This window comes from Thiocapsa sp. (assembly GCF_011390875.1).
GTDB lineage: Bacteria > Pseudomonadota > Gammaproteobacteria > Chromatiales > Chromatiaceae > Thiocapsa.
Genome location: NZ_JAABRP010000162.1, coordinates 1 through 11,919, shown reverse-complemented (window position 1 = coordinate 11,919; position 11,919 = coordinate 1). Strand labels below are relative to the sequence as shown.

Genomic DNA, 11,919 nt, shown 5'->3' with positions numbered 1-11,919 from the left:
AAAGGACCCTCCACTGAACCCAATTCGAACGAGTCCAACCCATGAAGCTGTGCCCGAAATGTAGTCGATCCCCGTTGCCCTTCGTCATGGTCTTGCTGATTTCCAGTGTGCTCGCCTTCATCACCTGGCTGGTGCTGGGGCTCTCCCAGGTCGAACCCACCGTCAGGTTGGCGGCCGGCGCGGCGGTCTTCCTCGCCGTCGGCGGAACCCTTTTGCACTATGTGATCAGCTGTCTCAAACGCCACTGCCGGCACGACCACGAACGTCAACGGGTCCACGGCCAGACCTTCAGCCGACCCGCGTAACGCGATCCCGCAGATAGACCGGTGCCGCCAGCTCAGGCGGCACCGCATGCCCCGCTGCAAGCTCGGCCGCGCCGAGCACGGCCAGATCCCGAGCCTCGCAGATCGCCTCCCCGGCGGAGGGATTCGGCGCTGCACCGGTTCGCGCAGCTAGCTCGGCGCCGTACACGGACCAACCCGCCCCGACACCGAACCATCCCTCGCCGTCCGGTGCCTCGACCGCCTCCGGCGGGCACACCCGCTCTTCGCAGCGGGGCACAGCCAAACCGCTTTCGTCGATCTCGAAGCATCCCCAATAGACCTCCCCCATTCGCGCATCCAGTGCGACCAAGAGGCGTCGCTTTCCGCTGCGGCGAAACGCTCCCTGCGCGATGGCCGCCAGGGTCGAGATCGGCACGAGCGGCAACCCGGCGCCGAACCCGGCGCCCTGCGCGACCGCGACCGCGATCCGCACACCGGTGAAGGATCCGGGGCCACGCGCGAAGGCGATCGCGTCCAGCTCCGACAGACGCGCTCCGGCGCTCTCCAGCACCTGCTGCATCATGCCCAGAATCAGCTCGCCGTGCCGACGCGGGGCGGTCTCGAGCACTTGCTCGATGCGCTCTCCCGAGAGCAGGGCCGCCGAGCAGGCGTCGCCCGAGGTATCGATCGCGAGGAGGTTTGTCATGAGGGAAGAAAGGGAATCGATGCAGCCAAAGAATGCTTGGTTGCGATTCTATACGGAGTCGGCGCCGCGCTGCGGATATCCGATCGGCCCGCGCGTGCTCGGTATCAGTCCCTAAAGGCGGAATGCACGAACCCTGTGGCCGCGCTCCGATGCCTCGGACATGCGCGCCGAGTCGAGCATACGGACAAATTCCTCGGGCGGAAACAGCACCCAACCCCGAAAGTCCGGGCCCAAGGGCCCGGTGCATTCGCACGGTGGGGCGTCGTCGGCGAGATCCACCAGCCATAATCCGCGCTGACCGGTGAGACCGTATGGATTTTCCAAGCGGGTTTCGACCGCCCAGGTGCGCAACCCGTTCAGGTGATCCTGGATCGCGGTCACGAAGACTTGCGCGATCAGTCCGAGCAAGAGGACCTCTTTGTATTTCAGCTCGATCGACCTGACGCCCTGATGCCCGACCTCGGGGCCGGCCTCCCGTGAACCCTCGGCCGCTCGGGGATATCGCGCGCTCACGACAAGTCGCACCGACAGGGCATGAAGATCGCGCCAAGAACCGGAAGGAAGCGGGATCTGCAGACGCGCGGCATGTCGGATCTGATGCTGAAAGAAATGGAACAGGTTGCGGACCGCCCACGCGTTCAAATCGGCGTCGGGAGCACGTTGGCGGTCCGCGGCACGTTCGATGGACGCCGCGAGGTTGCGGAACATCAGTCGGTAGAGACGCCCCTCGAACACCGACCCGAACCCGCCGGTGCGCTCACCCGTCTCCTCGCCGGTGTGCGCGCCGACGTCCTCGCAAGCCCCCAGCAAGGGAGCCTTCCAAGCCTGGAGGAGACGCAGTCGTGCGACGGCGTCCAAGTCGCTCGCCAGCAACGCTTCCAGCATTTCGATCAGCTTGGCGGGAGAGATTCGGTCCCCGACCGACGGGAGGGTCCTCAGCAGGCTGCTCGCAGACTCGAGATGAAAGGACGACCCTGGCCTGCCGATCGCGATGGACAATGTCATGCCCGTCGGCAAACCGATCGTAGGTCGAGCAAAGGTCTGCAAGGTCATCGTGCCAAATCCGCAGGTCGATGACGAACTGCCGCGGATCTCTCGATCGACAGGTCCGCGGATACCCCGTCCCCTGGAGCAAGTCCGTACGCTGAGCAGGATCCATTGCCTGAATGCTAGCCTCCGTGGACCGCCTCGAACTGCCGACCACTCCGCAGATTCGAAAAACGACCGTCAGCTGTCGAAGCCTTTCAGGATCGCCTGTGTCTCGTCGGCGGAGATTCGCGGACCGAGACTGGTCACCAGCTTTGCAGAAGCCGCCGAGGCCAGACTGCCCGCCCGTGCGAAGCCCCAGCCCTGACTGAGCCCGTAGATGAAGGCACCGGCGAACATATCCCCCGCACCGACCGTATCCACGGCCTTGACCTTCACGGGCGCGATCTCGATCAGGCTCTCGCCGTCCCAAACCAAGGCGCCGTCCGGTCCGCGCGTCACGGCGAAGGTCCGGCTGATGGTCTTGAGATATTCCACCGCGACGCCGAGGTCCTCGCTGCCGGCCATGCCCATCGCCTCGAACTCGTTGGCGAACAGCAGATCCACCCCGGAGCCGATCATCTCAAGCAGACCGGCCTTGAAGAACTTCACCATATTCGGATCGGACAGGGAGATCGCGGTTTTGACCCCGGCCGCGTCGGCGATCCCCTTCGCGACGATGGACGCCTCCCGAGCGGCATCCGAGGTCACCAAATAGCCCTCCGTGTAGAACCACTCGGAGTCGCGCAGCGCGTCCTCGACCAGTTCGGTGGCGGACAGTGCACCGCTCACCCCGAGGAAGGTGCACATGGTCCGGTCGCTGTCGGGCGTGACCAGAACAACGCAGCGCCCGGTGTGGCCCACATCCTTGCGGGTATGGTTGTTGGTGTCGACACCGCCTCGGACCAGATCGTCCATGTAGAAGTGACCCAGCTCGTCGTCTGCCACCTTGCAGGAGTAGAAGGCCTTGCCGCCGAACTGGCTGAGCGCGATGACCGAGTTCGCGGCCGATCCACCAGACCCGCGCTGGGGTTGGTGATGCTTGAGATGCGCCATGATCGCCGCTTGCTGCACCTCGTCGACCAGGGTCATGACACCCTTGTCGATGCCCAGGATGCCGAGATCCGCCGCATCCACCTCGTATTCCATATCCACCAGCGCGTTGCCGATGCCGTAGACCTGATATTTCGCCATGAATTCTCTTCTCCTTGCCAAAAAGGCGTCAGTGTAAACCGAGCGCACGTGGGTTTTTCGCAAAGCAGGGTGCATCAAGCACGCGTCGGGACAGGGCGCGCCGACGAGGCGTAGCGGCTTCTACGGCGAGGAGGCACAACGCCGGCCCGGTGTGCGCGGGGCGCGCGATGCACCGAAAAATCCGCGAGTGCTCGGTATATCACCCCAGATCCGGCAGTTGACTGCTTTGCGCTTCATGCAAGGGTTTGAAGGCCTTGACGATCACGTGAATCTGACGGCTCACCTGCCGGGTGATGGCCGCTACGACTGCCGGGCCTAGGATAACCGATCGAGCCGGAGCGGGTGCGAGTTGCGGGTGCGCGTGACCGCGACGGGCCGTTCGAAAGGGCTGGACTCGGAGATGTCTTCGGATGTCCTCGGAGCCGACAGGGTTCAGCGGCTCGGCCATCCGTCCGCACGATGGGTCCAGAATCGTCCGGCGCGTTCGCGCCATGTCCAAGGGCCCTCGATGGTGCCGTCGGATCCGATCCGCAGCTCGATCGCGCCGAGAAGACCCGTGTCCTGTACGGGAATGCCGCGCCGTGAGACCCGCTCGCGTACCTCGGCAACAGGGAAGCCGAAATGGTTGGCATAGCCGGAGGCGAAGAGAACCAAACCGGGCGCGACGGCGTCCAGAAACTCGGGATGCGTCGAGGTAGCGCTTCCGTGGTGACCGGCGACGAGCACATCGCTCGCGAGCGCCTCGCCTCGGTCACGGGCCAGGCGGCGCTCGACCCGCGCCTGGATATCGCCGGTCAGGAGAATCGAGCGCCCCCCGGTCTCGACACGCAGCACGCATGAGGCGTCGTTACCGCGGAATCCCGCGTCTGAGGGATGGAGGAACCGAAACGTCACACCCGACCACTCCCAACCCTCCCCTGCCCTGCACGGCTCGACGCCCGGCACAGCCAGACGCGCCGGCTCTCCGCTGTCGATCCGATCGATCGAGATACGTTCGGACAAACCTGCCAGACCACCGGCGTGATCTCGGTCGGCATGACTGACGACCAGACGCTCGATTCGACGCACCCCTTGGGCCGACAGAAAGGGCGCAACCACCGCGCTGCCCGTATCGAAGCCGCTCGGAAACCCCGGCCCGGTATCGTAAACGAGCGTACCCTCTCGGGTGCGCACGACGGCGGACAAGCCAAGGCCGACGTCGAGCAGGGTAAACCAGGCATCCCCGTCGCCCGGCTGCGGTGTCCGCAGGACGAACATCGGAACGACGAGCAGCAGACCCAGCCAACGCCCCGGCAGCCCGCGCGGCGCGAGCATCAGAACAGCCCCGGCACCCGCGGCCAGCCAGACCCAGAACGGACGCTCGGGCAGCGCGATCGCGGCCCAAGGCAAGTCGGCGATCCAGGCGAGCCCGTCCAAGCACCACCCGAGCAGATGCGCGGTCCACTGCAGCGGCCACGCGGGGACTGAGCCGACTCCGGGGATTAGGCTCAATAGACTCGCCAGCAGAACCAGCGGCAGCAGGATCAGACTGAAGAGCGGCACGGCCACCAGATTCACCGGCGGCGCAATGAGCGACGCCCGTCCGAAGAGCAGGAACAGCAGCGGCAAGAGACCGATCCCGACGGCCCACTGGGCACGACCCCAGCGCGTCCAGAGATCGCGGCTCGGCAGCCGGTGTCCGAGGTTGAACAAGAGCACGGCTACGGCGCCGAAGGACAGCCAGAAACCGGGCGACAAGACAGCCGCGGCATCGACAAGCAGCACCCCGACCAGCGCAAGCACGAGGGCATGGTAGGACCGAAGCGTACGCTGCCAGACGAGCGCCGCAAAGACCACTCCGATCATGACAAGCGCACGCTGGGTCGAGACCGCGAAACCCGCGAGTCCCGCATATCCGAGCGCGGCGATCAAAGCGCCGACCGCCGCCGCGCGCGGTGCTGCAAACGCGGCCGTGAGGCGAGCGCTGCGCGACCAAAGCCAACGCATCATAAAGAAGGCCGCACCGGCGATCAGGCCGACATGCAGCCCCGAGATGGCAACCAGATGGTTGGTCCCGGTGCGCGTCAACACCTCCCAGTCCTCCTGATCAAACCCCGAGCGATCGCCGATCACCAGGGCCTGTACGAGCGGCAGTGCCGGAGCTCCGTCCAAAACCCGGGCGAGATGCTCTGACAGGGCCTGCCGGCGACGGTCGAGCCAGTAACGACCGGGGTCCGCATCGAGCCGCTCCGGCGGCTCGCCCCGACGCAGATTCCCCGTCGCCTTCACACCCTGCTCGAACAACCAGCGCTCGAAGTCGAAGGTGCCCGGATTGGCGAGACCGTGCCGGGGCTTGAGCCGCACCGGCAAGCGCCATTGCTCTCCGGCGCGCAAGGGCGGAGCGTCGTCGTACCAGGAGAGTCGGACCAGGCCGATGAAGGGAATCGACTCGTCCTCATGCCGGACCTGCTCGACCTCGAACAGGAATCGTCGAGCGAGGCCGGAATCGGTCGGGATCGAGGCGATGCGCCCTTCCACAACGAGGGGCGCACGGGCCAGTGCATCGGGAAAAGGCGCGCAGAGCAGGAGGCAGGCGTTCCAGTGCGCCCAGAATGCGCCGAGCAGCAGCCAGAAGGGCAATCGCAGCAGGCGCCAACGCCACGCGGCGAGCCCCACGGCGACGGTGACAAAGCCGGCCGGCGCAAGCGGCGGCAGCCCGGGCAGCAGGTAAACGACGGCGACGCCGGAGGCGAACGCGAGACCGGCGCCGGTCGTGCTCCGGGTCATCGTCGCAGCGCCGCGAGGGGTTCGTGACCGCCGTGCGACGGGCTGCGACGGTCCCGACACCACAGATCATTGCATCTGTCCATGATTGCTTTTCCCATCCGTCAGTCAAACCCTTGCACGAAGCACGAAGCGGTCAACGGCCGGATCTAGGGTTATACTCCGCGGCCTGTCCCTCTGGCGTAAGCTCCACCGGACTTGCGGCGTGAAACGATGGCTCAAGCGAAATCTACCTGCGGCCGGCACCTTCCGGACAAATCGCCATTTCGGCGTCTTCGGCACACTCCTGCATGACCCCAACCTCTGGCACCTGAACCGTCACTCGGTCTCGGGCGCCGCCGCAATCGGTCTGTTCGTGATGTTTTTGCCGCCGGTCGGCCAATCCCTGATTGCTGCGGGAGCGGCCATCGTCCTGCGTGTCAACCTGCCGATCTCGGTGTTGGTGTCTTGGATCTCCAATCCGGTCACCATCCCACCGATGTTCTATTTCGCCTATCGCCTGGGGTGCTGGATGCTGGGCATCGAACCCGGTCACTTCGATCTCGGGTATTGGCTCGACTGGCGCCATTGGATCGCCGTGCTCTGGCCTCTGATGCTCGGCAGTCTGGTTTGCGGAGTCCTGTGCTCCGGACTAGGTTATCTGGCCATCCAGGCGATCTGGCGCCAACGGCTGATGCGCCGCATCCGCGAGCGGCGTGAACGCTATCGGGCCACGGCGTCGCGCGACAGCCGCCCGTCGTCCAATCGCCAGACCTGATCCATGCGCCCTGCCAGCTCCTGGTCGTGGGTGACGATGACCAGACTGGTCCCGATCGCGGCATTGAGCTCCAACATCAGGTCGAAGACCCGGGCAGCGGTGACCCGATCGAGGTTTCCGGTGGGCTCGTCTGCCAAGAGACAGGCCGGATGGGTAACCAAGGCGCGCGCGACGGCCGCGCGCTGACGCTCGCCACCCGACATCTCGCCGGGCTTGTGCCGAGCACGGCTTCCGAGGCCCACGCGATCGAGCAAGGCCGCCGCCCGATCGCGCGCCTCGACAGGCCGACTGCCGCCGATCAGAAGCGGCATGGCGACGTTCTCGAGCGCGGTGAACTCGGCGAGCAGATGATGGAATTGATAGACGAAGCCGAGATGGCGGTTACGCAGCAGGCCGCGCTTGGCCTCGGAGAGTCGGTTGACCTCCTGACCGAGCCAACGCAGGCTCCCGCTGCTCGGGCGCTCCAGTCCGCCGACACAATGCAGCAGGGTGCTCTTGCCCGAGCCCGAGGCCCCCACGATCGCGATCCGCTCGCCGGCACCGACGCGAAAATCCACCTCGCGCAGCACCTCGACCTCCAGCGGGCCCTGGCGGAAGGTCTTCGAAAGGCCCTTGACCTCCAACACGGGCATGAGATCACTCATAACGCAGGGCCTCGGCCGGTTGTGTCGCGGCTGCGCGCCAGGCCGGATAGATGGTTGCGAGCACGGACATCAGGAAGGCCGCGCCGCCGACGAACAGCACGTCTTCGAGATGCACGTCAGAAGGCAACGCGCTGATGTAATAAATGGTTGGATCCAGGAAGTGCACGCCCAAGAGCCCCTCGATCCCGGCGACGACGGTCTCGACATTGAGCGCGAGGATCACGCCTGCGACCATCCCGATCAGGGTCCCGACCAGACCGATTGCCGTTCCCTGCACCATAAAGATCCCCATGATGCGGGCAGGCGAGGCACCGAGCGTGCGCAGCACGGCGATATCGGCTTGCTTGTCGGTGACCACCATCACCAGGGTCGAGACGATATTGAAGGCGGCCACGGCCACGATCAGGAAGAGGATGATGCTCATCATCCGCTTCTCCATCGCCAGTGCGCTGAAGAAGTTGCTGTGGACCTGGGTCCAGTCCAAGACGCGGTAGACCCCGTCCAACTCGTAGGCGATATCGCGCGAGAGCTGCGGCGCCAGCCACATATCGGTCAACTTCAGCCGAACACCCGAGACCGCATCGCCGAGGCTCAGGAGCTTGGCCGCATCGTCCATCTGCATGAAGGCGGCATTGCGATCGTAATCCGCCATGCCGACCGAGAAGACGCCGCTTACGGTGAAGCGTTTGAGCCGCGGCATGATCCCGACCGGCGTCGCACTCACCTGGGGTGTGACGACCGTGACCTTGTCGCCGGGCACCACCCCGAGGAAGTTTGCCAGGTCCTGTCCGAGGATGATCCGAAACTCGCCGTCGACGAGATCATCCACCGAGCCCGCGACCATATCCCGCCGCAGCTCCGCGACCTGGTCTTCCTCCGTCGGAATGATGCCGCGGATCAGCGCCCCGCTGACCTGCGAGCCGTTGACCAGCATCCCCTGCACCTCGACGAAGGGTGCCGCGCCGACGACATTCGGATGGGCTCGAACCCGTTCCAGCACGTCGCGCCAGTCCTTGATGCCTCCGCCGTAGGGATCGGCGAGCGTCGCGTGCGAGGCCATGCTCAGAATCCGAGCCTGGATCTCCTTGTGGAAACCGTTCATCACCGAGAGCACCACGATCAGCGCGACGATGCCGAGCGTAATGCCCACCATCGAGGTGCCGGAGATGAAGGAGATGAAATGATTACGGCGTTTCGCTCGCGTGTAGCGAAGGCCGATGTAGATGGCGATGGGATGGAACATGGCGCGGGATTTAACCACAAAGGTCGCGGACGCGCCCGAAAACCGTGGCGCTGATGGACTGCGCTGCGTCCGTCAACCTAAGGCTGACGGCGTTCACGCATCCGTACACTGTGTTCTTGATCGCTTCTAAGCCAGCACGCCCCCCATCAGCTGCATGCTGATGCAGTGCAGGCTGCCGCCTTGGCGGATCAGCGGCCGGCAGTCGATGGGCAGGACGGTGCGGTCCGCAAAGAGAAGGCCCAAGGTGTCGAGTGCCTCGGCGTCGGCAGGATTGTCGTAGGTCGGCACAAGCACGGCGCCGTTGATGAGGAGAAAGTTCGCGTAGCCGGCCGGGAGGCGCTCGCCGTCGCCGTCCAGAACCGGTGCGGGGGTCGGCAAGGGCACCAGACGGTAGGGATTGCCGTATGGGTCACGCAATGCCCGAAGCTCCTGTTCCATCGCCTGAAGCTCGGCGAAATCCGCATCGCTCGGGTCGTTGCAGCGCGCGTAGCAGAGCGTATCCGGGGCGCAGAAGCGGACCAGGGTGTCGATATGCCCGTCGGTGTCGTCGCCGCTGATGGCGCCGTGCTCGAGCCACAGGAAACGACGGGCGCCGAGACGCTCGGCGAGGATTTGCTCGATCGTCTCGCGTGTCATGCCAGGGTTGCGTCGCGGGTCGACGAGCGTCCGGGTCACCGCGAGCAGGGTGCCCCGGCCATCGGTCTCGATCGCACCGCCTTCGAGAACCAGGTCGACGGGCTCAAGCGGGGTCTCCCCGAAGAGGCCGCGTCCGCACAGCGTCCCGGTGATACGGTCGTCACGATCGGCGGCGAACTTCCCGCCCCATCCGTTGAAACGGAAGTCGAGCAGGAGAGGGACTCCCGTTTCAGTGCAGACGCCGATCGGTCCGTGATCGCGTGCCCAGGTGTCGTTGCTAGGGGCGATACCGAAACGCTGGCTGTCTGCGGCAGCGCCTGCGGCTGCGACACGTGCGCGAACTGCCGCGGCGTGCTCGGCATCCCGACAAACGTTCAGCACAGGCTCGAAGCGTCCGATTAGGGCGGCGAGGTCGGCATAGAGCCGCTCGACCCGATCCAGCTGATCTGCCCAGTCGGTGTCGTCATGAGGCCAGGTGAGCATGACCCCGCTTTGGGGCTCCCACTCGGCGGGGAATCGGCGCATGGCAGGCATCGTCGTTGGGTTGTCGATGCGTCTATTGTATGCCGCGCGCTCGCCTTTACCGCCAGTCGAGTGCTTGTGACCAGAAGCGGGTCTCGGCCTCGATCCCGACCCCTCCGTCCTCGACGCGAATGACCATTCCGTCAATGACCCGCGGCGAGACGCCGTGCGGATGGATGTGTATTTGAACGAACTGATGGCGCGCGAGGGTCTCGGCGGTCTCGAGGTAGAGCCCGCTTGCGCTGAAGTTTCTGATTCGGCAGGGAGCCGGGCGGTGCTTGCCGTTCACGGCGAGGGTTGCGGGGATGTCGATCTCGGTTCGATGATGCCATCGGCGTTCCATCTCCTCGAATCCTCCTCTCGTAATGTTGGTTCGTGGGGCCGGACAACCACGCTTGCGGAGTCGCGTGGACCCACGAGTCAGGCGCGTCGAGGACCGTGGTGCGGATCGGAAAATCTAGGGGCGCAGTCGACACGCGAGCGTCAAGCGGACCAGATCCGCGGTCGAGTGGACCCCGAGCTTGCGCATCAGGTTGGCGCGATGTGTCTCGACCGTTCGGATACTGAGGTTGAGCGTGCCGGCAATCGCCTTATTGGTGCTCCCGCTGACGATCGCCTCGAGCACCTCGCGCTCCTTGGCGGTGAGCTGCTCGAGCAGCTCGGCGATGATGCGCGGGTCGCCGATCTCGGCCCGAAAGCGTTCGTCTGCGGCGAGCGCCTTGCGTACGCGCTGCAGGAGATCCTGGTGATTGACCGGTTTCTGTATGAAATCCACAGCACCGGACTGCATCGCCTTCACCGCCATCGGCACGTCGGCGTGTCCGCTGATCATGATCACGGGCAGGACGATGCGATGCGTGCGCAGGACCTCGAGCAGCTCGAGCCCGTCCATCTCCGGCATGCGCACATCCAAGACCAGGCAGCCCGGACCCTCGCAGCTCGGATCGGCGAGAAACCCGGCCGCCGATCCGTAGACCTCGACCGGCATGGATACCGATTCGAAGAGCCAGCGTAGTGACTGGCGCACGTCCTCGTCGTCGTCGATCACGAATACAGTCGACTTCGGGCTCATTTGGGGTCTCCGATGGCTGTGTCGGACGGGCCATCGAGCGGACGATCGGCCAAACTCGCGGGGGACTTCGTGGGCGACCGGTCGGTGGAACGACCCGGACGATGGCCGGGCAGCGTGAACGCAAACACCGCGCCGCCCCCGGGGCGTGGCTCGGCCCAGATGCGTCCGCCGTAGGAGTCGATAATGGTGCGACTCATCGAAAGCCCGAGCCCGGTACCGCCTTCCTTGGTCGTGTAGAAGGGATCGAACAGCCGGCTAGCGTCGGTTTGCTCCAGCCCGACCCCACGGTCGGCGACGGCGACCCGCACCTGATCCGGGTCGGCGCGCGCGATGGCGACATCCAAGCGGCGCTCGCCGGGCGGTGCGTCGCGCATCGCATCCATGCCGTTCAGCAGGAGGTTGATCAACACCTGCTCGATCTCGACCGGGTCACCGCTGGCGAAGGGCACGTCGGTACCAACCCGAATCTCGACCTGCACGCCGTTCGCTTTGATCTCCGGCTCGATCATGCCGACGGCCGCTCGGCTGATGGCCCGCAGGTCGATCGGTCGGGGCGCGCTGGCATGCTGCCTGGAAAAATCCCGAATCCGCTCGATGATCCGGCCCGCACGCGTGGCGAGCCTGGAGATCTCGCGCAACGCAAGACGCAGCGGCTCGACCTCGGTCGGGGCGTTGTCGAGGCGCTCGAGAGCCCCGCCGGCATAGGTACTGATGCCCATGAGCGGCTGGGCGATCTCATGGGCAATGGCGCTCGACATCTCGCCCATGGTGCTGATACGCCCGACCCTGAAGAGCGCTTGGCGGTGTTTGGCTTCGCGCTCTTCAAGCAACTTGCGGGCACTGATGTCCTCGATGACGCCGATGAAATAGCGCAGGCATCCGCTCGAATCGCGCACGGGGGCCATCGTCAGGTTGCACCAGATGGTTTGGCCCGACTTGCCGATATAACGCAGCTCCAGGCTTTGGCCTTCTTCTCGTTCCCTGTCGCCATCGTAGGATGTGCCCTCGCCGATCCTTGCGATATACCGTATCAATCCATCGTGATCCTCCGGGTGGATGAGACCGCGACAGGTCAGGGCGAGCAGCTCCTCTT

At 65.3% G+C, this 11,919-nt stretch carries 12 protein-coding genes; 2 read left to right on the top strand and 10 right to left on the bottom strand.

Annotated elements, in window-relative coordinates; all coding sequences use genetic code 11:
• Positions 1–41: 41 nt before the first annotated feature.
• On the top strand, positions 42–305 hold the full coding sequence (locus tag GPT33_RS13345) for a hypothetical protein (protein ID WP_296809713.1): 264 nt from the start codon (positions 42–44) through the stop codon (positions 303–305).
• Here the strand turns inward: GPT33_RS13345 and tsaB are convergent.
• From tsaB to GPT33_RS13325, 4 genes are all read right to left on the bottom strand, one after another.
• Entirely contained in the window at positions 289–969 is a 681-nt protein-coding gene (gene tsaB, locus GPT33_RS13340) for a tRNA (adenosine(37)-N6)-threonylcarbamoyltransferase complex dimerization subunit type 1 TsaB (protein WP_296809711.1), read from the bottom strand. The two genes, GPT33_RS13345 and tsaB, sit on opposite strands and share 17 nt — an antisense overlap.
• A gap of 111 nt (positions 970–1,080) precedes the next feature.
• On the bottom strand, positions 1,081–2,022 hold the full coding sequence (locus GPT33_RS13335) for a hypothetical protein (RefSeq protein WP_296809710.1): 942 nt from the start codon (positions 2,020–2,022) through the stop codon (positions 1,081–1,083).
• Between the two features lie 174 nt (positions 2,023–2,196).
• The gene (locus GPT33_RS13330) at positions 2,197–3,189 is read right to left on the bottom strand and encodes an adenosine kinase (RefSeq protein WP_296809709.1); all 993 of its coding nucleotides are present in this window, start codon (positions 3,187–3,189) and stop codon (positions 2,197–2,199) included.
• A gap of 432 nt (positions 3,190–3,621) precedes the next feature.
• Positions 3,622–5,955, bottom strand: coding sequence for a DNA internalization-related competence protein ComEC/Rec2 (locus GPT33_RS13325; protein ID WP_296809707.1), 2,334 nt, complete (start codon positions 5,953–5,955; stop codon positions 3,622–3,624).
• 202 nt (positions 5,956–6,157) lie between these two features.
• Between GPT33_RS13325 and GPT33_RS13320 the strand changes: the two genes are divergently transcribed.
• Positions 6,158–6,709 carry a DUF2062 domain-containing protein gene (locus GPT33_RS13320; RefSeq protein ID WP_296809705.1) on the top strand — a complete coding sequence of 184 codons (552 nt, stop codon included), beginning with the start codon at positions 6,158–6,160 and terminating at the stop codon, positions 6,707–6,709.
• Here the strand turns inward: GPT33_RS13320 and lolD are convergent.
• The 6 genes from lolD to GPT33_RS13290 form a co-directional block, all read right to left on the bottom strand.
• Positions 6,655–7,353 carry a lipoprotein-releasing ABC transporter ATP-binding protein LolD gene (gene lolD, locus GPT33_RS13315; RefSeq protein WP_296809704.1) on the bottom strand — a complete coding sequence of 233 codons (699 nt, stop codon included), beginning with the start codon at positions 7,351–7,353 and terminating at the stop codon, positions 6,655–6,657. The two genes, GPT33_RS13320 and lolD, sit on opposite strands and share 55 nt — an antisense overlap.
• Positions 7,346–8,596 (bottom strand): lipoprotein-releasing ABC transporter permease subunit, encoded by a 1,251-nt coding sequence (locus tag GPT33_RS13310; protein ID WP_296809702.1) that lies wholly within the window; start codon positions 8,594–8,596, stop codon positions 7,346–7,348. Before GPT33_RS13310 ends, lolD begins: the two co-directional genes overlap by 8 nt.
• A gap of 126 nt (positions 8,597–8,722) precedes the next feature.
• Positions 8,723–9,757 carry an agmatine deiminase family protein gene (locus tag GPT33_RS13305; RefSeq protein WP_296809700.1) on the bottom strand — a complete coding sequence of 345 codons (1,035 nt, stop codon included), beginning with the start codon at positions 9,755–9,757 and terminating at the stop codon, positions 8,723–8,725.
• Positions 9,758–9,812: 55 nt separating this feature from the next.
• Positions 9,813–10,097, bottom strand: coding sequence for a PilZ domain-containing protein (locus GPT33_RS13300; protein ID WP_296809697.1), 285 nt, complete (start codon positions 10,095–10,097; stop codon positions 9,813–9,815).
• 114 nt (positions 10,098–10,211) lie between these two features.
• Complete coding sequence (locus tag GPT33_RS13295) at positions 10,212–10,826, bottom strand: response regulator (RefSeq protein WP_296809695.1); 615 nt, start codon at positions 10,824–10,826, stop codon at positions 10,212–10,214.
• Positions 10,823–11,919 (bottom strand): ATP-binding protein (locus tag GPT33_RS13290; RefSeq protein WP_296809692.1); only part of this gene is annotated, 1,097 nt, incomplete at its 5' end. The genes GPT33_RS13295 and GPT33_RS13290, both read right to left, overlap by 4 nt.